Raw genomic sequence first — 25998 nt, 5'->3', positions numbered from 1 at the left:
TCTGTACACTGCTTCAGCGTTTGTTAAGACGTTGAATGTGCATCCTTGCGAAATATCGAACTGAGAGCTCGAAGTGCCGAATTGCCGCGTCTGGCACACGGGCACACGGGCACACGGGCACACAGGCACACAGGCACACGGGACCGATGCTGCTTCAATCACGTTCACGCTTTGGCACGGATACGCCGCCGGGATCAATCCCAGCTGAACACGGCAATCGATCAGTTGACGGGCGATTCGGCGCCAATGATGCCGCAACCGTGCTGAGCTTGGACAAGAATCAGGCCGCTACCGGCGACGAGGAGACGATGGAGCACATCAGCGGCGAACTGCAAACTTGGCTATCGGGCGTGGAGCAATCTGCGTCGCAGATCGGCAAGCGTGCGGGCATCCACGGAGTACACCTCATCGGGTTTTCGGCAGCCTTGGAATCGAGAGATGTCCAGATACTCTCGCCGCGGCTGAACGAGATCTGGGCTGGGACGGTTGAAGTCAAGAATTCGGGCGACCCCCATGGCCATGCGGAGGGGCCGCGTGATCCGGGCGGTGGGCGAGATCATGCGTAACTCGGCGGCGAACGCCCCGCATGCGGTGTCTCGATACGGCGGCGGGGAATTCGCGATCCTGCCGCCGCAGACCGCGCTCAACCGGTGCGCTCATCTGCCGCGCCAACGCAGCGTTGTATGAATCGAAGAATGACGGGCGAGACCGCGTGACCTGCGGCTGATTTTGATGGGGAACTCTGTTGAGAAATTCCAGTTCGCGCTCGACCGCGCGTCGGCCTGACCCGGTCGGAACACGTCGCGACGACATGCCCGTTCCTTCCAGTGGGCTCAACGGACGCCCTGCGTCTGCTCGCGGCAGTGCCGCAGCCGGAGGTGATCTGGTTCAAGACTCATCGCTGACCTCCACTCAGAACGATCTCAAACAGCAGATCGCGCAAGAACTGCGCGCCCGTGACGCGGTGCTGGTGGCCCACTACTACGTCGACGGCGACCTGCAGGACCTGGCGCAGGAGACCGGCGGTTGCGTTGCCGATTCGCTCGAGATGGCGCGTTTCGGCCGCGACCACGCGGCTCAGACACTGGTGGTTGCCGGCGTGCGTTTCATGGGCGAGACGGCGAAGATCTTGTCGCCGCACAAACGGGTGCTGATGCCCGACCTGGAAGCCACCTGCTCGCTCGACCTGGGCTGCCCGCCCGACCAGTTCGCGGCCTTCTGCAGCGCCCACCCCGAGCGCACGGTCGTCGTCTACGCCAACACCAGCGCGGCGGTGAAAGCGCGTGCCGACTGGATGGTGACGAGCTCGTGCGCCGTCGCCATCGTGCGCCACCTGCAGGGCCTGGGGCAGAAGATCCTGTGGGCGCCCGACCGCCACCTCGGCCACTACATCCAGCAGGAAACCGGCGCCGACATGCTGCTCTGGGACGGCGCCTGCATCGTGCACGACGAGTTCAAGGGCCTGGAGCTGGAGCTGATGCGCCGCGAGCACCCGCAGGCGCTGGTGCTGGTGCACCCGGAGTCGCCCGCCAGCGTGGTGGCGCAGGCCGACGTGGTGGGCTCGACCACGCAGCTCCTCAACGCGGTGGCGCTTGGCAAGGCGCCGGCCTACATCGTCGCCACCGACAACGGCATCCTGCACCGCATGCGCCAGTTGGCCCCCGGCAAGACGCTGCTGGAAGCGCCGACCGCCGGCCAGAGCGCCACCTGCAAGAGCTGCGCGCACTGCCCGTGGATGGCGATGAACGAACTGCAAGGTGTGCTCGATTGTTTGCAACAAGGCCGCGGCGAGATCAGCGTGCCCGAGCCGGTGCGCGGCCAGGCGCTGGGCTGCATCGAACGAATGCTCGACTTCGTGGCGGCGCAGCCGGCGGTCAAACCGCTGGCACACGTGCCGAACCTCGGCGCCGCCTGACATGTTCGAGCACAACGAGACGCTGGAACAGGCGCGCGAACGCAACATCCACGACGCGCTGCGCGAAGACCTCGGCAGCGGCGACTGGACCGGCCGCCTGATCCCCGCGGGCCGCCGCGTGCATGCCACGGTGAAGGTGCGCGAGAACGCCGTGCTCGCCGGGCGCGACTGGTTCGACGGCTGCGTGCACGCGCTCGACGCGAAGGCGCACATCGTGTGGCGCTTCGAAGAGGGTGCCGACATGGCGGCGCAGGCCCAGGTCTGCGAGATCGAAGCCGATGCGCGCGCCTTGCTCTCGGCCGAACGGCCGGCGCTCAACTTCCTGCAACTGCTCTCGGCCACCGCCACGACCACACGCGAGCACGTGCGCGCGATCGAAGGTGCGTCGCCGAACCCGTTGGGCTGCGCCGTGCTCGACACGCGCAAGACCGTGCCCGGCCTGCGCCAGGCGCAGAAGTACGCGGTGCGGGTGGGCGGTGGACAGAACCAGCGGCTCGCGCTGTGGCACGGCATGCTGATCAAGGAAAACCACATCGTCGCGGCCGGCGGTGTGGCGGCGGCGCTGGTGGGTGCATTTGCATTGCAATCGGGCGTGGAGATCCAGATCGAGGTCGAGACGCTGGATCAGTTGCGCGAAGCGCTTGCGGCCGGAGCGAAGAGCGTGTTGCTCGACAACTTCGGCGAGCCGGCGATGCGCGAGGCCGTGGCCGTCACGGCCGGTCGCGCCGTGCTTGAGGCCTCGGGTGGCGTCACGCTTGCACAACTGCGCGGCATCGCCGCCACCGGCGTCGACCGCATTTCGGTCGGCAAGCTGACGAAGGACGTTCGGGCGGTGGACTACTCGATGCGGGTGTCGGGCGGGGTCGAATGAGCGGCCATTGAGTCGTTCGACGCCACCGCAGCGGACAGTGTCGAACGTCCCATCGGCCCCCGAGCAGCGCACATCGGGGATCTGCTGCTCTCCAGCAACTTGACCAGCGCATGCAGCACGCGGTTGACGGGCGTCGCAACGCCAAGCGCTTCGCCTCGACGTACGACAAAGCCGTTGAGATGATCGATCTCGCTGCGCTTTCCACGCGCGAGATCCTGCGACGTCGAGGAGTACTGGGCTGGCATGGTCCGCGCGATCTGGCGGACTGCTGCATCGACGTCACCCGCAATCTGAACCCCGTCGGCCCGCGCGACGGCCAGACACTCCGCAACCACGTCACGCATCACCTCGCTCACGCCGTCGCCCTGTACCAGGGGGCCATAGGGAAGCCGCGCGATTGCCGAGAGCGCGTTGTACGCACAGTTCAGGATCAGCTTGGTCCAGAGCGCCCCACGAACGTTGTCGGAAATCTCGGTGGGCACGCCTGCTTCGATCAGAAGCTGTTGCACGGCATGGCTGCCGCTGAACAGCTCGATGACCAGTTCGCCGCGGCCGTGATGCCTGACGTGACCGGGGCCGGCCATCTCGGTGGCGACATAGACCACCGCGGTCGCCACCACTTGAGGCAGCAGGGCTCGCAATCGCTGTGCGTTGTCAACGCCGTTCTGCAGCGTCAGGAGCACCGCGTCGGGCGCGAGGTGCGTGCGCATCTGGGCCGCTGCGGGTTCGGTGTCGGTCGACTTCACGCAGAACAGGACCAAGTTCGCCCCACTGACGGCGCTCGCCTGCGTACTGGCGGAGAGATGCACCCGCTCATCCCAACCGTGCGCTTCGAGCCGAAGCCCATCCCGCTCGATCGCCCGGACGTGCTCCGAACGACCAATCAGCACCACGTCGTAGCCGGCACGCGCAAGCATCCCGCCGTAGTAGCAGCCGACGGCGCCCGCGCCCATCACGGCGATCCTGGTTCGCGAATCGACCGCCAAACACTTTGAATCCCGTGACAATATTTGCTCCTTGCCGATGATGATACGGGGCCGCAGACGAAGGCCCCGAACAACGCAAGAGCAGACCGGGATCAGCGGGGGTCGCCGCCTGTCGGCGAAGGATTGTCGAACAGCAGCTCGGCGCAACTCAGCCGTTGGACGCGAGCGTGCAACTCAAAGCTCCACCCTCGGCGGGCCGTCGGCACGGCCCGCCGCCTCGCTGCGCGCCGGCCGCGTCAGCACGGTCGGGAAACTCACCGGCAGCGGGTTCGGAAAGTCGCGGCTGTAGTGCAGCCCGCGGCTCTCGTGGCGCATCAGCGCCGAGCGCACGACCAGCTCGGCGCAGTCGACCAGATTGCGCAATTCCAGCAGGTCGCGGTTGACGCGGAAATTGGCGTAGTACTCGTCGATCTCGCCGCGCAACAGCGCGATGCGGTGCAGCGCGCGCTCGAGCCGGCGCGTGGTGCGCACGATGCCGACGTAGTTCCACATCAGCAAACGCAGCTCGTCCCAGTTGTGCGAGATCACGACCTGCTCGTCGGCGTCCTCGACCTGGCTTTCGTCCCAGTCCGGGACCGCCGGCCCCGCGCTCTGCGCCTGACGCACGATGTGCTCGGCGCAGGTGCGGCCCATCACGACGCATTCCAGCAGCGAGTTGCTGGCCAGCCGGTTCGCGCCGTGCAGCCCGGTGTAGCCGGCTTCGCCGACCGCATACAGGCCTGAAAGGTCGGCACGGCCATCGAGGTCGGTGACGATGCCGCCGCAGGTATAGTGCGCGGCCGGGACCACGGGAATGGGCTGGCGCGCGATGTCGATGCCGAGTTGCAGGCAACGCGCGTGGATGGTCGGGAAGTGCGCTTTCAGGAAGGCTTCGCCCAGGTGCGTGGCGTCGAGCAGCACGCAGTCGAAGCCGTGTTTTTTCATCTCGAAGTCGATCGCGCGGGCCACGATGTCGCGCGGGGCAAGCTCGGCGCGCTCGTCGTGGTTCGGCATGAAACGTGTGCCCCCGGCGGGATCGCCGGCGGGTGCATCGGGCAGGCGCAGAATCGCACCCTCGCCGCGCAGCGCTTCGGTGATCAGGAAGCTGCGTTCCTGCGGGTGGTACAGGCAGGTGGGGTGAAACTGGATGAACTCCATGTTCGCGACCCGGCAGCCGGCGCGCCAGGCCATCGCGATGCCGTCGCCGGTGGCGGTGTCGGGGTTGGTGGTGTAGCGGTAGACCTTGCCGATGCCGCCGGTGGCCAGCACCACCGCGCTGGCGGCGAGTGTTTCGACGCGGCCTTGGGCGATGTCGAGCGCGTAGACGCCGTAACAGCGCTGCGCCGGCGCGCGCTTCAGGTGGCGCGAGGTGATCAGGTCGACGGCCATCGTGTGTTCGCGCAGCTCGATGTTCGGGTGCGCCGCGGCGCGTGCGAGCAGGGCGCTGTGGATCGCCTTGCCGGTCGCGTCGGCCGCGTGCGCGATGCGCCGCACGCCGTGGCCACCCTCGCGCGTGAGGTGCAGGCCGAGCGGGCCGGCCGCATCGTCGGTGAAGAGCACGCCTTGCTGCATCAGCCACTCGACGGCGGCGGCGCTGTTCTGCGAGATGAAGCGCGCGCTGTGTTCGTCGACGAGGCCGGCACCGGCCTCCTGCGTGTCGCGCACGTGCGCAGCCACGCTGTCGTCGGCGCCCAGCACGCCGACGATGCCGCCTTGCGCCCACGCCGTCGCGCCTTCGTGCAGGCCGCGCTTGGCGAGCACGATCACGCGGCGCTGGTCGGCCAGATGCAGGGCCGTGCACAGCCCGGCCAGGCCGGCACCGACGATGACGATGGGCAGGGCAGCGCTGTCGGGCATCGCCTAACTTGCCGCGTCGAGTTCGAGGTTGTCGATCAGGCGTGTTGTGCCGAGTTTCGCCGCCGCCACCACAACGAGCGCCTCGCCGCTCGATGGCGCCGCCAGATCGCTGCGCCGCCGGATCGCCACGTAGTCGGGCGACCAGCCACGGGCGGTGAGCGATTGCATCGCCGCGTCTTCCAGCGCCGCCAGATCGCGCCGGCCGCTGCGCAGCGCCTCTGCAATCCCCTTGAGTTCGCGCGACAGCGTGACCGCCTCGACCCGCCGCGTGGCATCGAGGTAGCCGTTGCGCGACGACAGTGCCAGGCCATCTTCGGCGCGGGTCGTCTCGCCCGCGAGGATCTCGATCGGCAGCGCGAGCTGCCGCACCATCTGGCGGATCACCATCAGCTGCTGGTAGTCCTTCTTGCCGAAAACCGCCACACGGGGCTGCACGCAATTGAAGAGCTTGAGCACCACGGTGCACACGCCGGTAAAGAAGCCGGGGCGGAAATGGCCCTCGAGGATGTCGGCGAGCGCGCCGGGCGGCTGCACCTTGTAGGCCTGCGGCTCCGGGTACAGCTCGGCCTCGTTCGGTGCGAACACGAAGTTGCAGCCCGCGGCGCGCAGCATCTCGCAGTCGCGCTCCAGCGTGCGCGGGTAGGTGTCGAAGTCTTCGTGCGGTGCGAACTGGAGCCGGTTGACGAAGATGCTCGCCACCACCGGGCCGCCGGCTTCCTTCGCGCACTCGATCAGCGACAGGTGGCCGGCGTGCAGGTTGCCCATGGTGGGCACGAGGGTGGTCCGGGTGGTGCCGGCCAGCGCCTGGCGCAGTTCGGCAATGGTGTGGATGACGCGCATGGTGGAACGGGTTCAGTAGGTGTGGATCGACTCGACGGGAAAGCTGCCGTCGCGCACGGCGGCGACGTAGCGGCGCACGGCATCCTCGATGCTGCCGCCACCTTCCATGAAGTTGCGCACGAAGCGCGGCAGCCGGCCTGAGGTGATGCCGAGCATGTCGTGCAGCACCAGCACCTGGCCGCTGCAGCCGGGGCCGGCACCGATGCCGATCACGGGGATCGGCAGGGCCTGCGTGAGCTCGGTGGCGAGCGCACTCGGAATCAGCTCGATCACCAGCATCGAGGCACCGGCGTCGGCCAGCGCATGGGCATGGCGGCGCAAGGTGTCGGCGGCTTGTGCGTCCCGCCCCTGCACGCGGTAGCCACCGAGCGCATGCACCGACTGCGGTGTCAGCCCGAGGTGCGCACACACCGGAATGCCGCGCTCGACCAGAAAACGCACGGTGTCCACCGTCCAGCCGCCGCCTTCGAGCTTCACCATGTGCGCGCCGCTTTGCATCAGGCGGGCCGCGCTGCGCATCGCCTGATCGGTGCTTTCGTGGTAACTGCCGAACGGCAGGTCGCCGACGATCCACGCTTGCGTGTTGCCACGCGCCACGCACTGCGTGTGGTACGCCATCTCGTCGAGCGACGCCGGCACCGTGCTGGCATGGCCTTGAAGCACCATGCCGAGTGAATCGCCGATCAACAGCACGTCGACGCCCACCGCGTCGAGCAGCCGCGCGAAGCTGGCGTCGTAGCAGGTCAGCATCGCGATTTTTTCACCGCCCGCGTGCATCGCACGCAGCCGGTGCAGCGTGACGGGCTTGCGCGCCTCGCTCACTTCGCGACCGCCTGCACCTCGACCCGGTGCTTGAGCCCGGTGGCGCGGTTGCCGGCATCGACGAACACCAGGCGCGGCAGGTGGGGCTCCGGCTGCGCATCGGACACCATGCCGAACGCCGCGATGATGACGAGGTCGCCCACCGATGCACGCCGCGCCGCCGAGCCGTTCAGCGAGACGATGCCGCTGCCACGCTCGGCGCGGATCGCATACGTGATGAAGCGCTCGCCGTTGTTGATGTTCCAGATGTGGACCTGCTCGTTCTCGCGGATGTCGCAGGCGTCGAGCAGGTCGTCGTCGATCGCGCACGAACCCTCGTAATGCAGCTCGCAGTGCGTGACCGTGGCGCGGTGGATCTTGGATTTCAGAAGCGTTCGGAACATGGTCTGACCTCGATGCAGATTGTCAGCACGCGGCGATGCCGAGTGTGTCGAACAGGCGCCTGTCGGCGGCCCAGTCGGGGTTGCCGGTGACCAGCAGCTTGTCGCCGTAGAAGATCGAATTGGCTCCGGCGAGGAAACAAAGTGCCTGCACCGCTTCGCCCATCTGCTGGCGCCCCGCCGACAGGCGCACGCGCGCGCGCGGCATCGTGATGCGGGCCGCCGCAACGGTGCGAACGAACTCGAACGGGTCGAGCGGCGCGATCCCGTGCAGCGGTGTGCCCTCGACCTGCACGAGGTGATTGATCGGCACCGACTCCGGGTACGGCTCGAGGTTGGCCAACTGAGCGATCAGGCCGGCTCGCTCGCGGCGCGACTCGCCCATGCCGACGATGCCGCCGCTGCACACGTGGATGCCGGCGTCGCGCACATGGCCCAGCGTGTTCAGGCGGTCGGCGTAGTCGCGTGTCGTGATGACGCGGCCATAGGCTTCGGGCGCGGTGTCCAGGTTGTGGTTGTAGTAGTCCAGGCCGGCCCCCTTGAGCGTGCGCGCCTGGGTGTCGCTGAGCATGCCGAGCGTGCAGCAGGCTTCCAGCCCGTGGTCCTTCACGACGCGCACGAGCTCGGCCACCTTCTCGACATCGCGGTCCTTGGGCGCGCGCCACGCGGCGCCCATGCAGAAGCGGGTGGCACCCTGGTCGCGCGCCGCCTTCACGGCGGCCGCCACCTCATGCACCTCCATCAACTTGCTGGCTTCCACGCCGGTGTCGTAGTGCACCGACTGCGGGCAGTACGCGCAGTCTTCCGGGCAACCGCCGGTCTTGATCGACAGCAAGGTGGACAGCTGCACCTCGTTGGCGTCGAAGTGCTCGCGGTGCACCTGCTGGGCGCGGAACAGCAGGTCGCTGAAGGGCAGGTCGAACAGCGCCTGCACCGCGTCGACCGACCAGCGCTCGGTCGTGGCCACCCCGGTAGCTCGCGCGGCGGGACGGATCACCGTGATGGGTTGGGCGGAAAGTGTTGGGTTGTTCATGGTCATCGGCTTCCAGTGGGTTTCAATGGTTGGTCAGCGGTCGCTGCGCGCGGTGGCATTCTGGCTGTGTATCAGGCTGCGGCCACGGCCTGGAGCGCCTTGACGAGCTGCGCCACATCGGCCTGGGTGTGCGCAGCCGACAACGAGACGCGCAGTCGCGCCAGGCCCGGCGGCACCGTCGGTGGGCGAATCGCCGGTACCCACAGGCCTTGCACGCGCAGCGCGGCCGCGGCCTCGAGCACGGCCTGGTTGCCTCCGACGATGATCGGCTGGATCGCCGTGCCCGACGGCGACAGCTGCCAAGGCAGCCCCGCCAGGCCGTCGCGCAGTTGCTCGATGAGCCGGCCCAGGTGCTCGCGCCGCCAGCTCTGCGCTTCGATCACGCGCAGGTTGGCGCGCACCGCCTCGACGATCATGGCCGGCGCGGCGGTGGCGAAGATGTAGGTGCGACTGCGCTGCAACAGCCACTCGACGGCGGCGGCCGGGCCGGCCACGAAGGCCCCGGCGACGCCCGCGGCTTTGCCAAGGGTGGCCATGTAGATGAGCCGCTGCGAGCGCACCCCGAAATGGGCTGCGGTACCGCGCCCTTGCGGACCCAGTACACCGAAGCCGTGGGCATCGTCGATCAGCAACAGTGCATCGTGGCGCTCACACAATTCCAGCAGCTGCGGCACCGGCGCGATGTCGCCGTCCATGCTGAACACGGCATCGGTGAGCACGAGCTTGCGCCGCGCCGTGGATGTCGCGAGCAGCCGATCGAGCGACGCCACATCGTTGTGCGAATAGACATGGATGGCGGCGCGCGAGAGCCGCGCACCGTCGATCAGGCAGGCGTGATTCAGCGCATCCGAAAAAACCGCATCGCCGCGCCCCACGAGCGCCGGCACAACGCCGACGTTGGCCAGGTAGCCGGCGCCGAAGTACAGCGCCCGCGGCAGGCCGACGAAATCGGCCAGTTCGCGCTCGAGCGCCTCATGCGCCGCGCTGTGCCCGTTCACCAGCGCCGACGCGCCCGCGCCCACGCCATACTGCGCGGCAGCCCGCTGTGCCGCTTCGACCGCCGCGGGATGTTGGGACAGCCCCAGGTAGTCGTTGCTGCTGAAGGACAACAACCACTGGCCGTCGACTTGCAACCGGGGGCCGTCCATGGCCTGCACCACGCGCCGACTGCGGCGCGTGCCGGCCTGGTCCAGCGCCGCCAGGCGGGCCTCGAAATCGTCCTGAGCCATCGTGGCGAGTGACAGCGTCATACCGGCACCTGCCGACTCATCAGTTCGCCTGGCAGAGCCAGTTTCAGCCGATCCGCCTGCGGCCGTTTCAGCCACGGGATGTCGCCGAGCAAGGGCGCCTGCAGCCGCGAGCGCAGCGTGGCGACGTTCTCCTCCTGCGCCGCCATCGTGGGGTCGATGCGGTTGACGACCCAGCCGGCCAGCACGAGACCGCGCGCGCGGATGGCCTCCTGCGTCAGCAGCGCATGGCTCAGGCAGCCCAGGCGCAACGCCACCACCAGCACGACCGGCAGCCCCAACGCCTGCGCCAGATCGGCACCGGTGTGCGTGTCGGTCAAGGGCACGCAAAAGCCACCCGCCCCTTCCACCACCACCGCATCACCCAGCGCGGCCAAGCTTCGGTAACGTTCGACAATCAGCGCGATGTCGATCCGCTGACCGGCACGCTGCGCAGCGAGATGGGGTGAGATGGCTTCGGGCAGCAGGTACGGGTTGTCCAGCTCGCCCGGCACACGCAGGCTGCTGGCGGCACGCAATGCGCGCACATCGTCGTTGTCCCACCCGAGCGCGGTGCGCTGCGCGCCGGCCGCAACCGGTTTCATGCCCACGACCTTGGCGTGCTGCCCGTGCAGGCGGTGCAGCAATGCGCAGCTCACCAGCGTCTTGCCGACTCCGGTATCGGTACCGGCGACGAAGACCCCGAGACCCGTGCTCATGTTGCGCGAGCCACTTGCTCAGACGCAGGCGTCGAGCGCGCCCAAGGTGCCTTCGACGAGGCATTGGCAGGCCTCGTCGTCGATCACGTAGGGCGGCATGAAATACAGCGTGTTGCCGATGGGCCGCAACAGTACGCCCCGCTTCAGCGCGGCCGCGTGGAAGCGGCGCGCGAAGGTGGGATCGTCGGTGGCGACGTCGAAGGCCCAGATCATGCCGATGTGCCGCGAGCGCAGAACCTTGCGGTGGCATGCCAGCGGCTGCGCCAGCGCGTTCAGGCGCTGCGCGGTGCCCCGGTTGCGCGCCAGCACGTCGTCACGCTCGAACAGGTCGAGCGTGGCCAGCGCCGCCCGGCAGGCCAGTGGGTTGCCAGTGTAGGAATGCGAGTGCAGGAAAGCGCGCGCGGTTTCGTCGTCGTAGAAGGCGTCGAAGACCTCGTCGGTGGTCAGCACCGCCGACAGCGGCAAGAAACCGCCAGTCAAGCCCTTGGACAAACAAATGAAATCGGGCCGGATGCCCGCCTGCTGGTGCGCAAACATGCTGCCCGTGCGGCCGAAACCGACCGCGATCTCGTCGGCCACCAAATGCACTTCATAACGCTCGCACAATGCGCGCGCCAAGCGCAGGTACTCGGGGTCATGCATGCCCATGCCGGCCGCGCATTGCACCAGCGGCTCCAGCACCAGCGCCGCCGTCTGCCGGTGCTGCGCCTTCAAATACTGCTCCAGCGCCAGCGCGCAGTGGCGCGCATGCTCAAGCGCGCCCACCCCTGGCTCGGCGCGGCGGACATCGGGGCTCGGCACCGTGTCGCTCGGGCGCACCAGCGGGGCGTAGGCGGATCGGAACAAGGCCATGTCGGTGACCGAGAGCGCGCCCACGGTTTCGCCGTGGTAGGCCTGTTCCAGGCCCACAAAGCGAGACTTCTCCGGCCGCCCCCGGTTGCGCCAGTAGTGCGCGCTCATCTTCAGCGCGATCTCCACTGCCGAGGCTCCGTCCGACGCATAGAACGCATGGCCCAAGCCGGTGAGCGCCGCCAGGCGTTCCGACAATTCCACCACCGGCGCATGGGTGCAGCCGGCCAGCATCACATGCTCGAGCCGATCGAGCTGGTCGGCCAGCGCGGCCTTGATGTCGGGGTGCTGGTGGCCGAACAGGTTGACCCACCAGGAACTGGTGGCGTCCAGGTAGCGCCGGCCCTCCAGGTCGAAAAGCCACACACCCTCGGCCCGGGCCACCGGCAACAGCGCCTGGGACTCGTGCTGCTTCATCTGGCTGCACGGATGCCAGACGGCGCGACGGCTGCGCTCTTGAAGGGTCGGGCTGTCGGGCACGGGGCGGACTGGGGCGGGCCACGGTCGAGCGGCTGCCCGGCTCAGGCGGCCGGCCGGATGTGCAGGGTCGCCTCGTCTTCGACGCGCTGCCAGATCTCCACCGCGATCGGGTTGTTGCTCTCCTCGAGGATGTGGCCGACCAGACCGATGGCGCGCGCGAACACGCCGATGCCGCGCACGATCTTCCACGGCAGCCCGAGCTCGCAGCAGATCGCGCCGATCGCGCCGGTGGCATTGACCGGCAGCATCTTGCCCGACGCCCGCTCGGCCTCGGCACAGATCAGCTGTTCGAGCCGGATGTAGTCACCGAAGAAGCCGTTGTCCTTGGCAATCTGGAACAGCCGCGGCGCCCGCGGGTCGACCGGCTTGTGCAGCGGATGGCCCAGGCCCGGCACGATCTGGCCGCGCGCCCGGAATCCGGCGACGGTCTCGCGCGCGATGCGCTCCAGGTCGGCGCCCTTCGTGCCTTGTGGCAATGCCTCGTAAAGCATCCTGGCCGTGCCCTCGGTCGATCCGACGAACACCGTGCCCAGCCCGCACAGGCCGGCCGCCACGGCCGCCTGCAGCGACTCGGGCGCGCCAGCGTAGGTCAGGCGGGCGGCCAGGGCACTCGGCGTGATGCCGTGCTCCACCAGCGTCACCGAGATCGCGTTGAACATGTTCGATTCCTGCGGCGTCGGCATGCGGCCGAGGATCTGCAGGAAGGCCATGTCGCCGAGATTGATCTTGCCGAGCAGTTCATCGGGCAGGCTCTTGCCGCGGACCTCGATGCGGTCGGGGGTGCTCCAGGCGATGTCGGAGCGGATCGGTTTGGTCTTGCGGGCCATGGAATGTCCTTCGAGTGAATTGATGGGTCAGGTCGCGGCGCCGGCACGGCGAAGAATGACGAGCGCGAGTTCGTTCAGGGGGCGGTCGATCATCTGGCCGTCGACCGACACCGCGGCGCCGCCGGCGGCCGCGAAGGCGTCGCGGACCCGGCAGGCCCACGCCACCTGCGCCGCCGTGGGCGAGAAGCTCGCCTGCACGGGTGCGACCTGTTTGGGATGGATGCACAACTTGGCGCCGAACCCCATGCGCCTGGCGCGCTCGGTATCCGCGCGCAGGCGTTCGGTGTCGTCGATGGCGGTGCTGACCCCGTCGGCCGGCGACGCCAGGCCGGCCAGCCGCGATGCCAGCACGAGCTCCATGCGGAAAGGCAGCAACTCCTCTTCATGGCCGTCGGGGCTGCAGTCGATGCCGAGATCGAGCGCCAGATCGACGCTGCCGAATGCCAGACGCACCACCCCGGGCACGCGGGCGATCGCGCGCACCTCGGCGAGGCCGCGTGCCGACTCGATGATCGGCAGCACGTCCTTGAAGGTGGTTTCCACGACCTGGCAGACGGCGTCGAAGCCGTCGGCCTTGGGCAGCATCACGGCCGCGACACCCGGGTGACGGCACAGTTCGAGATCGTCGGCGAACCACGGCGTGCCGTGCGCGTTGATGCGCACCACCAGCGGCGCCGCTTCGTCGAGCGCGGCGGCGAGCGCGTCGCGCGCCCGAACCTTGGCCTCGGGGGCGACCGCGTCCTCGAGGTCGACGATGACCGCGTCGGCGCCCGTGGCACGTGCCTTGGCGTAGCGCTCGGGCCGATCGCCGGGAACGAACAGGTAGGCGCGCGGCAGCGGCGCGATCAGGCCGGCGTCGCTCATTCGGCCATCCAGCGTTCGATCCGGGGGCACTCGGCGACCGACCAGATGCGTGCGATCAGCGTGTCCATTTCGGCCGGCGTCGCGCCCTTGCCGTAGGCGGCCAGGCGGCGCGCCTTGTCTTCCAGTTCGGGTCGAGTGAGCGTGTTGCCGGGGTCGCCCTTGGGTTCGTCGACCCGGGCGCCCAGCTCGCGGCCGTCGCGGGTGGTGACGCTGACGCGGCCGATCCAGCGCCGCGGGTAGGCCTGGTCGATCTCGGCGTCGAGTTGCATCGTGACGCGGTCGCGCAGCGCCGCCACGCGAGGGGCGAGGAATTGCTGGTCGAACTCGTCGAGGCCGGCGAAGCCGAACTCGGCCACGAGCGCGAGCACCGTGCCCATCGAGAACTTGGCCTGGTGCACGGTGCCGGGCACGACCACACGGCCGAGCACGTCGATCGCGCCCTGGTGCACATGCGCGGTCACCTTCGCCAGATCGTCGGCCTTCAGGCCGTGCCTGCGCATCAGCTGCAGCAGTGCGTCGGCGCTGGGGTGGGTGTGGCGGCAGGAGGCGTGGTACTTGAACGAGGTTTCGGCGGTGGCCCAGCGAGTGCCCAGGCCATCGGTCAGGCGCGCCGGGTCGGCGTCGCTCGACATGCCCGCGGCCATGCCCTGCGCGCCTTCGAGGATCTGGCGCGCGCCGGTGAACCCTTCACGCGCCAGGTAGGCCGACGCCAGCCCGCTCGATGCCGCATGGGCACAGTGGAGTTGCTTTGAATCGGCCGCATCGCGCAGGAATTCCCACAAGCCGGCGGCCTGCGTGCCCGCACTGCCGAAGGCATGCAGCATGGTGGTCGCGTCCAGACCGAGCAGCCGACCGGTCGCGGCTGCGGCAGCCACCGTGCCGGCCGTGGCGGTGGTGTGGAAGACGCGGTAGTGCGAACGCCCGAGAAACTCGCCGACCCGGATGCCGACCTCGTAGCCCGCCACCGCCGCGGTGAGCAATTCGCGCCCGCTCGCGCCGAGCGCCTGGGCCACCGCGAGGGCGGGCGGGAACACCACCGCCGCCGGGTGGAACACCGAGCCGTTGTGCACGTCGTCCTGCTCGGCGAAGTGCGAGGCCGCGGCGTTGACCATGGCGGCGAAGTGCGGCGACGTGGTGCGGCGCGTGATCAGCACTTCCGCGCTGCCGGCGCCGGGCCCCATCGCGCGGGCATAGGCCTCGATCGCCTGCACCGGCCGCGCCCCCTTGCCCGCCAGCGCCGACGCGGTCCAGTCGAGCAGCAAATCCTCGGTGCGGCGCAGCACCGGCGCCGGGATGTCGTCGTAGCGCAGGCCGGCCGCGAAGGCCGCCAGCGCCGCCGTGGGTGAACTCGAAGTGGTCATGGCCATGCGGGGTGGTTCAGATCGCCCGGTCGGCGCGCAGGCGCGCAATGTCGTCCGCCGCGTAGCCGAGCTCCGCGAGGATGCTGTCGGTGTGCTCGCCGAGTGCCGGCACCGGCCCCATTGGCGGCGGCTCGCTGCCCGACAGATGGTGCGGCGGGAACAGCGCCGGCAAGCTGCCGCCCGGCGACGCGATCTCGCTCCAGCGCCCGCGCGCCGCGAGCTGCGGGTGGCGCCACAGGTCGGCCATCTCGTTGAGCTGGGCGTTGGCGATCTGCGCCGCGTCGAGGCGTTCGACGAGCTGCGCCGCGGTCAGCGTCGAGCACACGCCTTCGATGACGCCGCGCAGGTGCTCGCGGTGCGCCAGGCGCTTGGCGTTGCCGAGGTACTCATTCGCCAGCGCCGGCAGCTGCAGAACCTTGTCGCAGAAGGTCGTCCACTCGCGGTCGTGCTGAACCGCCAGCACCACCTGCTTGCCGTCACCGCAGGTGAACGGGCCGTAGGGGTAGATCGCCGCGTGCGACGCGCCGGCGCGCGGCGGCGGCGGCTGGCCGTCGAGCGTGTAGTACAGCGGGAAGCCCATCCATTCGGACATCGCCTCGAGCATCGAGATCTCGAGCCGCTGGCCGCGGCCGGTGCGGCCGCGCTCGAGCAGCGCAGCCAGGATGCCGCTGTAGGCGTACATGCCGGCGGCGATGTCGGCGATCGACAGCCCGGCCTTCGACGGCTGCTCGGGCGTGCCGGTCACCGACAGGAAGCCGGCCTCGCTCTGGATCAGCAGGTCGTAGGCCTTCTTCTCGGTGTACGGACCGCCGTCGCCATAGCCCGAGATGTCGCACACGACGATGCGCGGGTTGACCTTCTCGAGGCTCGCGTGGTCGAGCGCCATGCGCGCTGCCGCACCGGGCGCCAGGTTCTGCACCAGCACGTCGCAGCGCGTCACGAGCTGCTGCAGCACGGCGCGCGCCGCCGCGTTCTTCAGGTCGAGTGTCAGGCTTTCCTTGGAGCGGTTGCACCATGCGAAGTGCGAGGCCGACCCCTTGGCGCGGGTGTCGTAGGCCCGGGCAAAGTCGCCCTCGCCCGGGCGCTCGACCTTGATGACGCGCGCGCCGAGATCGGCCAGCTGGCGGGTGCAGAACGGCGCGGCGATCGCGTGCTCCAGCGTGACGATCAGCATTCCCTGAAGCGGTCGCATCGCAAAGCCCCTGGTTGTCAAAACGAGCGCGGCAGCCCGAGCACATGCTCGGCCACGTACGACAGGATGAGGTTGGTCGAGATCGGCGCCACCTGGTACAGGCGGGTCTCGCGGAACTTGCGCTCGATGTCGTATTCGCAGGCGAAGCCGAACCCGCCGTGGGTCTGGATCGCCGCATTGGCCGCTTCCCACGAGGCCTTGGCGGCCAAGTACTTGGCCATGTTGGCCTCGGCCCCGCAGGCTTCGTGGGCGTCGAACAGGTCACAGGCCTGCCAGCGCATCAGGTCGGCGGCCTCGATCTCGATGTGACTCTCGGCGATCGGGAACTGCACGGCCTGGTTCTGGCCGATCGGGCGCTCGAACACGCGCCGCTCGCGTGCGTAGGCGGTGCTGCGCTGCACGAACCAGCGGCCGTCGCCGATGCACTCGGCGGCGATCAGCGTGCGCTCGGCGTTCAGGCCGTCGAGGATGTACTTGAAGCCCTTGCCTTCCTCGCCGATCAGGTTCTCCGCCGGAATCTCGAGGTTGTCGAAGAACAGCTCGTTGGTCTCGTGGTTGACCATGTTGCGGATCGGCGTGACGGCAAGGCCCTTGCCGATCGCGTCTTTCAGGTCGACGATGAAGATCGACATGCCGTCGGACTTGCGCTTGACCTCGCCCAAGGGCGTGGTGCGGGCGAGCAGGATCATCAGGTCGGAGTGCTGAACGCGCGAGATCCAGACCTTCTGGCCATTGACGACATAGCGGTCGCCCTTGCGCACCGCGGTGGTCTTCAGCCGAGTCGTGTCGGTGCCGGTGCCGGGCTCGGTCACTGCCATCGACTGCAGGCGCAGATCGCCGGTCGCGATGCCGGGCAGGTAGCGGCGCTTCTGCTCATCGGAGCCATGGCGCAACAGCGTGCCCATGTTGTACATCTGGCCGTGGCAGGCGCCGGCGTTGCCGCCGCAGCGGTTCACCTCCTCCATCACGACCGAGGCCTCGCCCAGGCCGAGGCCGGCGCCGCCGTACTCCTGCGGGATCATCACCGCCAGCCAGCCGGCCTTCGTCAAGGCATCGACGAACTCGACCGGGTAGCCGCGCGCCTCGTCGACACCGCGGAAGTACGCGTCGGGGAAGCGTTTGAACAGATCGCGCAATGCCGCGCGCAGTTCGGGATGACGTTCGCGGGCTTCGGACATGGGATTGGGGTGTGCAAGAAGTATTGGGGGGACGCGTCAAGCGGACGGGCGCTCGAGTCAGACTCGCGACGCCGCCCCGAACGCCATGTGCAAACCTGGATTAGAGCGCAGCCGCCAGCTCGGGCACCAGCACGAAGAGGTCGCCGACCAGCCCGTAGTCCGCGACCTGGAAGATCGGTGCCTCGGGATCCTTGTTGATCGCGACGATCACCTTGCTGTCCTTCATGCCCGCCAGATGCTGGATCGCGCCCGAGATGCCGACCGCGACGTACAGCTGCGGCGCGACGATTTTGCCGGTCTGGCCGACCTGGTAGTCGTTCGGCGCATAGCCGGCATCGACCGCGGCGCGCGACGCCCCCAGCGCCGCACCGAGCTTGTCGGCGAGGGGCTCCAGCACGGCATGGAACTTCTCCGCCGCGCCCAGGCCGCGCCCGCCGGAGACGATGACCGACGCCGCGGTGAGCTCGGGGCGCTCGAGCTTGACCACCTCGCGACCGACCAGTCGGGTCAGGCCCAGATCGGCCGATGCGGCGACGGCTTCCACCGGTGCCGCGGCACTGCCGGCGGCGACCGGGTCGAAGGCCGTGGTGCGGATGCTGAGCACCTTGATCGTGTCCTTCGACTGCACCCGCGCGATCGCGTTGCCCGCGTAGAACGGCCGCTGGAACGTGTCGGCCGACTCGATCGCGATCACGTCGGAGATCTGCGAACTGTCGAGCAGCGCGGCAATGCGCGGCAGCACGTTCTTGCCGAACGGCGTGGCTGGTGCCAGCACGTGGCTGCAAGCCGCATCGGCACGGACCCGATCGACCACCAGCGCGGCCAGGTTCTCGGCCAGCTGGTCGCCGTAGTGGGCCGCGTCGGCGAGCAGCACCTTGGCCACGCCCGAAAGCGCCGCCGCCGCCTGGGCGGCCGCCGCGCAGCCGGCGCCGGCGACCAGCACATGGACGTCGCTGCCGAGCTTCGAGGCCGCCGCGATCGTGTTCAGGGTCGCGCCCTTGAGCGCGGTGTTGTCGTGTTCCGCAAGGATCAGGATCGTCATCAGAGCACCTTCGCTTCTTCTTTGAGGCGTTTCACGAGTTCGGCGGTATCGGCCACCTTGATGCCGGCCTTGCGCGACGGCGGCTCGCTGACCCGCAGGGCCGTGGTTCGCGGCGCGACGTCGATGCCGAGTTCGGCCGCCTTCAGGACCTCGAGCGGCTTCTTCTTCGCCTTCATGATGTTGGGCAGCGTGATGAAGCGCGGCTCGTTCAGGCGCAGGTCGGTCGTGATGACCACCGGCAGCTTCATCTCCAGCGTTTCGAGGCCACCGTCGATCTCGCGCGTGATCGTGGCGGTCTCGCCGTTGACCTGCACCTTGGAGGCGAAGCTGGCTTGGGCCCAGCCCATCAGCGCGCCGAACATCTGGCCGGTCTGGCCGGCGTCGTCGTCGATCGCCTGCTTGCCGAAGATGGCGAGCTGCACACCTTCCTTGCTGGCGACGTGCTGCATCAGCTTGGCGACGGCCAGCGGCTCGAGCACGGCGTCGGTCTCGATCAGCACGCCACGATCGGCGCCGATGGCCATCGCGCTGCGCAGCGTCTCCTGGCAGCCGGAGGCGCCGCACGAGACCGCGATGATCTCGGTCACGACCCCGGCCTCCTTCAGACGCACCGCCTCTTCGCAGGCGATTTCGTCGAACGGGTTCATCGACAGCTTCTGGTTCGCCAGATCGACGCCCGACCCATCGGATTTGACACGGGCCTTGACGTTGTAGTCGAGCACCCTCTTGACAGCCACGAGTATCTTCACTTGATCTCCATCGGTACATGAAAGGAAGAGCTCGCTGCTCGGCCCGCCACGCGCGGCAGCAGCAGCAAGAACAAGGATCGCGCCAACGCATCGATATCCAGGCGGCCCCCGGGCCGGTACCACTGCGTGGCCCAGTTCAGCGCACCGAGCACAGTCTGGCGCACCAGCACCGTGTCGGCGTCCACCAAGCCCAGCGCGGCGGCTTCACCGAGCGGCAGCATCCAGAGATCGTCGTAGTCGTCGCGGGCGCTCAGCACCCGCGCCCGTGCAGGCGGCGACAGGCTGCGCCATTCGTAGAGCACGACCGACATCGCATCCAGCTTCGGTCCGAGCAAGGCAGTGAGGTGGTGGCGCAGCATCGCCAGCAGCCGCTCCGGCAGACGCGACTCGCCTTCCAGTCCTTCACGGACCGACTTCATGATGTCACGCACGCCTTCCTCCATGATCGCCACCAGCAGTTCTTCCTTGCTCTCGAAGTAATAGAAAAGCGAGCCCGAGGTGATGCCCGCCGCCTCGGCGATGTGGCGCACCGAGGTGCGCTCGAACCCGCGCTCCCGGATCAGGCTGGCCGCCGTCCGCAGGATCAACTCTCGACGCCCGTTGTCGCGCAGCCCTGTCATTGCCTATACTCTACCATCTATCTAACAATCGTTAGGAAGGTCACTCGACTCGCCGTTCGGGTCGGGTGATGGTCTGACCCGCGTAGAGGACACTTTCGGATGGCTGCCAGTTCCTGTAAACGGGCGCGCTGTTTTTCATTTGCATCGGCGTGCGGTGAGCTGATGGCGTTCATGCACCGGCCGATCAGCGCCTGGCTCATCGGTGGCTGCGCCGTCCTGATTCTGGCCCAGCTGCCAGGCCACGCGCGCAGGCTGCGCGCCGAGCCCTGCTCCGGTGCCGACTCGCCGCCACAGGCGTAACGGGCGCGCCATGCTTGTCACCGCCGAGCACGAACAGCTGCGCCGCACGGTGCTGCGCTTTGTCGAAACCGAGATCAACCCGCACGTCGACGAGTGGGAGGCCGCGGGCATCTACCCGGCGCACGAGGTTTTCAAGAAGCTCGGAGCGCTCGGCCTGCTGGGCATTCACAAACCCACCGAGTACGGCGGCCAGGGCCTGGACTACAGCTACGAGCTGATGATGGCCGAAGCCCTCGGCCATGCCCACAGCATGGGCGTGCCACTGTCGATCGGCGTGCAGACCGACATGGCCACGCCGGCGCTGGCGCGCTTCGGCTCCGACGCGCTGCGGCGCGAGTTCCTCGTGCCGTCGATCGCCGGCGACTGGGTGGCGGCGATCGGCGTCTCCGAGCCACACGCCGGCAGCGACGTCGCGGCCATCACCACCACGGCGCGGCGCGACGGCGGCGACTACATCGTCAACGGCTCGAAGATGTGGATCACCAACGCCACCCAGGCCGACTGGGTCTGTCTGCTGGTGAACCTGGGCGACGGCCCGGCGCATCGCAACAAGAGCCTGCTGTGCGTGCCGCTGGACACGCCCGGCGTGACACGCGGCAAGCGCCTCGACAAGCTGGGCATGCGCAGCTCCGACACGGCGCCGCTGTATTTCGACGAGGTGCGCATCCCGCAGCGCTTTCGCATCGGCGACGAGGGCCGCGGCTTCGAATACCAGATGCAGCAGTTCCAGGAAGAGCGCCTGTGGGCCGGCGCGGCCTCGCTGATGCTGATGGAGCGCACGATCCGCGACTGCGCGGCCTACACCGGCGCGCGCCGGGCCTTCGGCGCACCGCTGCTCGACAACCAGTACCTGCACTTCAGGCTCGCCGAACTGCAGACCGAGATCGAGGCCCTGCGCGCGCTGGTCTACCGCGCCGCCGAGCTCTACATCGGCGGCCAGGACGTGACCACGCTGGCCTCGATGGCCAAGCTCAAGGTCGGGCGGCTGCAACGCGAGGTGGCCGACAGCTGCCTGCAGTTCTATGGCGGCATGGGCTTCGTCAACGAGACGCCGGTGTCGCGCTTCTACCGCGACGGCCGGCTGTGCTCGATCGGCGGCGGTGCCGACGAGATCATGCTGAAGATCATCAGCAAGAACCTCGGGCTGTACCCGCGCCGCTGAAGGCGGCCGCCGCAACCACCGAGGCCACAGGAGAACCGCCATGGCCGCAACCCGCTTCCGCACGCCGCTGTGCGACCTGCTGGGCATCGAGCTGCCCATCATGCTCGCCGCGATGGCACCCGACATTTCCGACCCCAAGCTGGTCGCCGCGGTCTCGGAAGCCGGCGGCATCGGCGTGCTGGCCTGCGCCGACAAGGACCCGGAGCAGATCATCGCGATGGCCGCCGAGACCCGCAAGCTTACCGGCAAGCCCTTCGGCATGGACATCGGCCTGCCGGCGCGGGTGGAAACCTACGGCCACGACTTCCGCGCCGCCGCTGCCAAGGCCCACTTCCCGCCGCAGCACCTGGCCTTGCGCGAGCGCTTCCTGCAGGAGCGCGGCATCCCCTTCGACGACGACGCCGCGCGCGCCACGCCGGGCATGAGCTCGGTCGCCTCGTTCAAGCTCGGCGAGACCTTCAGCCGCGAACAGGTCAAGGCGATCCTGCTGGCGCGGCCGGCGCTGTTCGTCTCGGCGCTGGGCAACCCCGCGTTCATGGTCGCCGAAGCGCATGCGCTCGGCATCAAGGTGATGAGCCTGGTGGGCAAGGTGAAGGACGCGGTCAGCGTCGCGCGCGGCGGCATCGACGCCGTCATCTGCACCGGCACCGCCGCCGGCGGCCACAGCGGCGATGTCGACGGCATGGTGCTGGTGCCGCATGTGGTCGAGCGCGTGGCGCCGGTGCCGGTGGTGGCCGGCGGCGGCATCGTCGACGGCCGCGGCCTGGCCGCGGCGCTGGCGCTGGGCGCGGTCGGCGTCTGGGTCGGCTCGCGCTTCATCGCCAGCCGCGAATGCAGCGCGCCCGACTGGTACAAGCAGCGCATCGTCGACGCCGGCGACGGCGCCACGGTGCGCAGCAAGTGGTACACCGGCAAGACCTGCCGCCACCTGCGCAGCGAATGGGACACCGCCTGGGACGCCTCGGGCCTGGCGGCGCTGCCGATGCCCGATCAGGCGCTGCTGACCACGCCGATGGCGCTGGGCGCGGCAAGCGTCGGGCGCCACCTCGAATCGGGCATCTTTTGCGGCCAGGGCGTGGCGCGCATAGCCAGCGTGCTGCCGGCGCACGAGATCGTGACGCGAATGATCGACCAAGCGCGAGACATCCTGCAGCGCGAGCTGCCCGCGCGCGTCAGCTTCAACTGAACTCCGACCGACGAAAGACCAAGACCATGGAAGTCATCGACACCCCGCAGCGCACCCCCAAGCTCGGCACGCTCGCACAGGCCGCCGCGCTGATCACCGACGGCAGCACGCTGGCCTTCGGCGGCATCCACTCGCACAACGGGCCGATGGCGCTGATCCGCGAGATCGTGCGCCGCGGCACCAAGGGCCTGAAGCTGATCGCCAACGTCAGCGCCGGCATGCCGGCCGACCTGCTGGTGGGTGCCGGCTGCGTCGACACGCTGACCGTGTGCTACGTCGGCCTGGAACACCTGGGCATGGCGCCGCGCTACCGCAAGGCGGTGGAGGAAAAGCGCATCAAGGTCATCGACGGCGACGAGATCTACTACGTGCTGGGCCTGAAGGCCGGCGCGCTGGGCCTGCCCTTCGTGCCCTACCCGCCCGGCCACGAAGCGCGCGACAACCCGAAGCGCGAACCCACCTACCAGCGCACCACCGACCCCTACACCGGGCGCGAGATCATCGTCTCGCCGGCGATCGCGCCCGACGTGGCGATCATCCATGCCGCCAAGTGCGACCCTTACGGCAACGTCGTGCACCTGGGCTCGGTGGTCGGCGACGCGCTGATCGCCAAGGCCTCGCGCCGCACCATCGTCACCACCGAAGAGATCGTCACGCTGGAGAGCATCCAGGCCGACCCCAAGCGCACCAGCATTCCGGGCCACTACATCGACATGGTGGTCAAGGTGCCGTACGGCTCGCACCCGCTGTCGTGCCATGGCGTCTACAACCACGACGAGCCGGCGCTGATCGCCTACCGCGACGGCGACATCGATGCCTACCTGCGCGACTATGTGTTCGGCCCCGCCGACCACTTCGCGTACCTCGAGAAGTTCGGCATCGAGCGCCTGCTGAACCTGCGTGAATCGATCTGAGGAGCCGCCATGTCGAACATCAAGACAGCACAGGACTATTCGGTCGGCGAACTGATGGCGGTGGCCATCGCGCGCCAGATGAAGGGGCACGACGGCGACTGGGCCGCGGTCGGCGCCTATTCGCAGCTGCCCGCGGCCGGCATCAAGCTCGCGCGCATCCTCTACGCCCCCAACCTGTGGTGGCTGGCCGGCGGCGGCGGCGCCATCAATTCCAGCTCGAAGCTGCAGACCTCGACCTCGGACCACCGCGTGATCCGCGGCGCCGAGTACGTGATGGACATGGAGGACATCGTCGACATCGAGATGTGGCGCCACAACCGCGGCAACGAGCAGATCGTCGCCGTGATCGGCGGCATCCAGATCGACAAGCGTGGCAGCAGCAACATGGTCTGCGTCGGCGACTACGCCGCGCCCAAGGTGCGCGGCGTGGGCACGGTGGGGCTGTGCTTCGGCGTGTCGTTCGGCGTGCTGTACTTCTTCACGATGCACCACAACCGCAAGATCTTCGTCGACGAGGTCGATTTCATCAGCTCGCCCGGCCACACCGCCGACCGCGCCAAGTACGTGCAGACGCTGTGCATGCCACCCAAGCGCGTGTTCTCGCCGCTGGGCGTGTTCGACTTCGCCCCCGACAGCGGTTTCATGCGCATCCTCTCGCTGCACCCCGGCGTCACCGTGGCCGAGGTGCAGGCGGCGACCGGCTTCGAGGTCAGGGTGCCGGCCACGGTGGTCGAAACCGAGCCGCCCACGCCACAGGAATTGGCGGTGCTGCGCACGATCGTCGATCCCGACGGGTTGCTGAAGGAACTGCGCATCACGCGCTGAGCGGTGTCCAACCGGCGCGGCAGCCGGACCGCCGGCCGGTTTTCCTGTACCATCTTGCTTTCTAACGGTCGTTAGGTTTGTTCGAGAGCGCCGTCGCTTGATTCGCTCCTGCGGCCAGCAGCCTTCGTTTCGAGCGATGGCGGCGCGTCCAGCGTCGTCGCCGGCCGAGCCTCTGATCCGGATCGAACCCACCCGAGACGCATGCCAGTTCTGCAGACCCTGATCGACCCCGGCTCGGAGCGAGTCATGCAGCATCGCGAACAGATGCTCGCGATGATCGCGAAGTTCCGCGGCCTCGAAACCCGTGTCCGGGACACCTCGAACGGGATGGAGGCGAAGTTCCGCGCCCGCAAGCAGCTGCTGCCGCGCGAGCGCGTGGCGCGCCTGCTCGACCGCGGCTCGCCCTGGCTCGAGTTGTCCACGCTGGCCGGCTACCGCATGCACGACGACGATGGCGAGAAGAACGTGCTCGGCGGCGGCATCGTCACCGGCATCGGCATCGTCTCGGGCGTGCGCTGCATGGTGTTCGCCTCCGACAGCGCGATCAAGGGCGGCACGATCACGCCGATGGGCATGCGCAAGAGCCTGCGCGCCGAGGCGATCGCACTCGAGAACAAGCTGCCGGTGGTGCGGCTGGTCGAATCGGGCGGCGCCAACCTGATGCACGTCGGCGAAGTGTTCATCGAAGGCGGTCGCGGCTTCGCCAACCAGGCGCGGCTGTCGGCGGCCGGGATCCCGCAGGTGACGGTGATGCACGGCCATTCCACCGCCGGCGGCGCGTACCTGCCAGGCATGTCGGACTACGTGGTCATGGTGCGCGGGCGGGCCAAGGCTTTTCTCGCCGGCCCGCCGCTGCTGAAGGCGGCCACCGGCGAGATCGCCACCGACGAAGAACTGGGCGGGGCCGAGATGCACACCCGCATCTCCGGCGTCGCCGAATACCTGGCCGAGGACGATGCCGACGGCATCCGCATCGCCCGCGACGTGCTGGCGCGCATGCCCTGGAACGACCAGCTGCCGGCGCAGGCATGCCGCGCCTGGAAGCCGCCGCGATACCCCGCCGAAGAAATCGCCGGGTTGGTGCCGCCCGACTACCGCCAGCCCTATGACGTGCGCGAACTGCTGGCGCGGCTGATCGACGATTCCGACTTCCTCGACTTCAAGCCAGAATTCGGTGCCGCCACCGTGTGCGGGCACGGCGCGATCGAGGGCCAGCCCTGCGGCTTCATCGGCAACAACGGGCCGATCGACCCGCAGGGTGCGAACAAGGCCACCCAGTTCATGCAGCTGTGCAACCAGTCGGGGACGCCGCTGGTGTATTTGCAGAACACCACCGGCTTCATGGTCGGCAAGGAGGTCGAGCAGGTCGGCATGATCAAGCACGGCGCCAAGATGATCCAGGCCGTCACCAACAGCACGGTGCCGCGCATCACGCTGATGATCGGGGCCTCGTTCGGCGCCGGCAACTACGGCATGTGCGGCCGCGCCTACGACCCGCAGTTCGTCTTCGCCTGGCCCAACGCCCGCGTCGCGGTGATGGGCGGCGAGCAGGCGTCGACGGTGATGCGCATCGTCACCGAGGAGAAGATGGCGCGCGCCGGCAAGACGCCCGAGCCGGCCATGCTGGACGCGATGAAGGCCGAGATCCTGCAGCGCTTCGACATGGAGTCGCAATCGCTGTTCGCCACCGCGCGGCTGTGGGACGACGGCATCATCGACCCGCGCGACACACGCCAGGTGCTGGCCATGACGCTGGCGGTGTGTCGCGAGGGGCGTGCGCGCAACCCGCGGCCGAACAGCTTCGGCGTGGCGCGGATGTGA

Annotated in this window: 25 protein-coding genes; 8 read left to right on the top strand and 17 right to left on the bottom strand. The window is 68.7% G+C overall.

Translation table 11 applies throughout. The annotated features are described in order from the left end of the window. Positions 1 to 146: 146 nt before the first annotated feature. The 3 genes from AC30PD_RS24185 to nadC all read left to right on the top strand — a co-directional run bounded on the left by AC30PD_RS24185 (position 147) and on the right by nadC (position 2786). On the top strand, positions 147 to 566 hold the full coding sequence (locus tag AC30PD_RS24185) for a hypothetical protein (protein ID WP_489538243.1): 420 nt from the start codon (positions 147 to 149) through the stop codon (positions 564 to 566). 245 nt (positions 567 to 811) lie between these two features. Then, complete coding sequence (gene nadA, locus AC30PD_RS24180) at positions 812 to 1915, top strand: quinolinate synthase NadA (RefSeq protein WP_489538242.1); 1104 nt, start codon at positions 812 to 814, stop codon at positions 1913 to 1915. 1 nt (position 1916) lies between these two features. Beyond that, positions 1917 to 2786: a carboxylating nicotinate-nucleotide diphosphorylase gene (nadC, locus tag AC30PD_RS24175; protein WP_489538241.1), complete on the top strand. Its 870-nt coding sequence runs from the start codon at positions 1917 to 1919 to the stop codon at positions 2784 to 2786. Here the strand turns inward: nadC and AC30PD_RS24170 are convergent. From AC30PD_RS24170 to AC30PD_RS24090, 17 genes are all read right to left on the bottom strand, one after another. Beyond that, on the bottom strand, positions 2753 to 3739 hold the full coding sequence (locus AC30PD_RS24170) for a ketopantoate reductase family protein (RefSeq protein ID WP_489538240.1): 987 nt from the start codon (positions 3737 to 3739) through the stop codon (positions 2753 to 2755). The genes nadC and AC30PD_RS24170 overlap by 34 nt on opposite strands. A 207-nt stretch (positions 3740 to 3946) precedes the next feature. Beyond that, positions 3947 to 5608 (bottom strand): L-aspartate oxidase, encoded by a 1662-nt coding sequence (gene nadB / locus AC30PD_RS24165; RefSeq protein WP_489538239.1) that lies wholly within the window; start codon positions 5606 to 5608, stop codon positions 3947 to 3949. A 3-nt stretch (positions 5609 to 5611) separates the two neighbouring features. Beyond that, the gene (gene panC, locus AC30PD_RS24160) at positions 5612 to 6448 is read right to left on the bottom strand and encodes a pantoate--beta-alanine ligase (protein WP_489538238.1); all 837 of its coding nucleotides are present in this window, start codon (positions 6446 to 6448) and stop codon (positions 5612 to 5614) included. A 12-nt stretch (positions 6449 to 6460) separates the two neighbouring features. Continuing rightward, positions 6461 to 7270: a 3-methyl-2-oxobutanoate hydroxymethyltransferase gene (gene panB, locus AC30PD_RS24155; RefSeq protein WP_489538237.1), complete on the bottom strand. Its 810-nt coding sequence runs from the start codon at positions 7268 to 7270 to the stop codon at positions 6461 to 6463. Further along, the gene (panD, locus tag AC30PD_RS24150; RefSeq protein WP_489538236.1) at positions 7267 to 7653 is read right to left on the bottom strand and encodes an aspartate 1-decarboxylase; all 387 of its coding nucleotides are present in this window, start codon (positions 7651 to 7653) and stop codon (positions 7267 to 7269) included. Before panD ends, panB begins: the two co-directional genes overlap by 4 nt. A gap of 22 nt (positions 7654 to 7675) precedes the next feature. Further along, entirely contained in the window at positions 7676 to 8683 is a 1008-nt protein-coding gene (gene bioB, locus AC30PD_RS24145; RefSeq protein ID WP_489538235.1) for a biotin synthase BioB, read from the bottom strand. Between the two features lie 71 nt (positions 8684 to 8754). After that, positions 8755 to 9933 (bottom strand): 8-amino-7-oxononanoate synthase, encoded by a 1179-nt coding sequence (gene bioF, locus AC30PD_RS24140; protein WP_489538263.1) that lies wholly within the window; start codon positions 9931 to 9933, stop codon positions 8755 to 8757. Continuing rightward, positions 9930 to 10628 (bottom strand): dethiobiotin synthase, encoded by a 699-nt coding sequence (gene bioD / locus AC30PD_RS24135; RefSeq protein WP_489538234.1) that lies wholly within the window; start codon positions 10626 to 10628, stop codon positions 9930 to 9932. The genes bioF and bioD overlap by 4 nt, the downstream gene beginning before the upstream one ends. 18 nt (positions 10629 to 10646) lie before the next feature. Further along, the gene (bioA, locus tag AC30PD_RS24130) at positions 10647 to 11894 is read right to left on the bottom strand and encodes an adenosylmethionine--8-amino-7-oxononanoate transaminase (protein WP_489538233.1); all 1248 of its coding nucleotides are present in this window, start codon (positions 11892 to 11894) and stop codon (positions 10647 to 10649) included. Between the two features lie 104 nt (positions 11895 to 11998). Further along, entirely contained in the window at positions 11999 to 12784 is a 786-nt protein-coding gene (locus AC30PD_RS24125) for a citryl-CoA lyase (protein WP_489538232.1), read from the bottom strand. 27 nt (positions 12785 to 12811) lie between these two features. Then, on the bottom strand, positions 12812 to 13648 hold the full coding sequence (locus AC30PD_RS24120) for an HpcH/HpaI aldolase/citrate lyase family protein (RefSeq protein WP_489538231.1): 837 nt from the start codon (positions 13646 to 13648) through the stop codon (positions 12812 to 12814). Next, positions 13645 to 15009: an MmgE/PrpD family protein gene (locus AC30PD_RS24115; RefSeq protein WP_489538262.1), complete on the bottom strand. Its 1365-nt coding sequence runs from the start codon at positions 15007 to 15009 to the stop codon at positions 13645 to 13647. Before AC30PD_RS24115 ends, AC30PD_RS24120 begins: the two co-directional genes overlap by 4 nt. Before the next feature lie 16 nt (positions 15010 to 15025). Next, complete coding sequence (locus AC30PD_RS24110) at positions 15026 to 16201, bottom strand: CaiB/BaiF CoA transferase family protein (RefSeq protein ID WP_489538230.1); 1176 nt, start codon at positions 16199 to 16201, stop codon at positions 15026 to 15028. Between the two features lie 17 nt (positions 16202 to 16218). Next, complete coding sequence (locus tag AC30PD_RS24105; RefSeq protein WP_489538229.1) at positions 16219 to 17379, bottom strand: acyl-CoA dehydrogenase family protein; 1161 nt, start codon at positions 17377 to 17379, stop codon at positions 16219 to 16221. Positions 17380 to 17479: 100 nt separating this feature from the next. After that, the gene (locus AC30PD_RS24100) at positions 17480 to 18421 is read right to left on the bottom strand and encodes an electron transfer flavoprotein subunit alpha/FixB family protein (protein ID WP_489538228.1); all 942 of its coding nucleotides are present in this window, start codon (positions 18419 to 18421) and stop codon (positions 17480 to 17482) included. Continuing rightward, a complete protein-coding gene (locus AC30PD_RS24095; protein WP_448174264.1) occupies positions 18421 to 19170 on the bottom strand; it encodes an electron transfer flavoprotein subunit beta/FixA family protein in 750 nt (249 codons plus the stop codon). Before AC30PD_RS24095 ends, AC30PD_RS24100 begins: the two co-directional genes overlap by 1 nt. Beyond that, positions 19167 to 19790 carry a TetR/AcrR family transcriptional regulator gene (locus AC30PD_RS24090; protein ID WP_448174265.1) on the bottom strand — a complete coding sequence of 208 codons (624 nt, stop codon included), beginning with the start codon at positions 19788 to 19790 and terminating at the stop codon, positions 19167 to 19169. The genes AC30PD_RS24095 and AC30PD_RS24090 overlap by 4 nt, the downstream gene beginning before the upstream one ends. A gap of 310 nt (positions 19791 to 20100) precedes the next feature. On the opposite strand from AC30PD_RS24090, the gene AC30PD_RS24085 reads away from it, so the two are divergent. From AC30PD_RS24085 to AC30PD_RS24065, 5 genes are all read left to right on the top strand, one after another. Further along, on the top strand, positions 20101 to 21252 hold the full coding sequence (locus tag AC30PD_RS24085; protein ID WP_489538227.1) for an acyl-CoA dehydrogenase family protein: 1152 nt from the start codon (positions 20101 to 20103) through the stop codon (positions 21250 to 21252). 40 nt (positions 21253 to 21292) lie between these two features. After that, positions 21293 to 22438 carry an NAD(P)H-dependent flavin oxidoreductase gene (locus tag AC30PD_RS24080; protein WP_489538226.1) on the top strand — a complete coding sequence of 382 codons (1146 nt, stop codon included), beginning with the start codon at positions 21293 to 21295 and terminating at the stop codon, positions 22436 to 22438. 26 nt (positions 22439 to 22464) lie between these two features. Continuing rightward, a complete protein-coding gene (locus AC30PD_RS24075; protein ID WP_489538225.1) occupies positions 22465 to 23352 on the top strand; it encodes a CoA transferase subunit A in 888 nt (295 codons plus the stop codon). A gap of 9 nt (positions 23353 to 23361) precedes the next feature. Further along, entirely contained in the window at positions 23362 to 24177 is an 816-nt protein-coding gene (locus tag AC30PD_RS24070; protein ID WP_489538224.1) for a CoA-transferase subunit beta, read from the top strand. Between the two features lie 201 nt (positions 24178 to 24378). Beyond that, positions 24379 to 25998 carry an acyl-CoA carboxylase subunit beta gene (locus tag AC30PD_RS24065; RefSeq protein WP_489538223.1) on the top strand — a complete coding sequence of 540 codons (1620 nt, stop codon included), beginning with the start codon at positions 24379 to 24381 and terminating at the stop codon, positions 25996 to 25998.

The organism is Rhizobacter sp. (assembly GCF_032229685.1).
In the GTDB taxonomy this organism is placed as follows: Bacteria; Pseudomonadota; Gammaproteobacteria; order Burkholderiales; family Burkholderiaceae_C; genus LMDS01.
The sequence above is the reverse complement of the archived record's forward strand: the minus strand, read 5'-3'. Positions and strand labels throughout refer to the sequence as shown.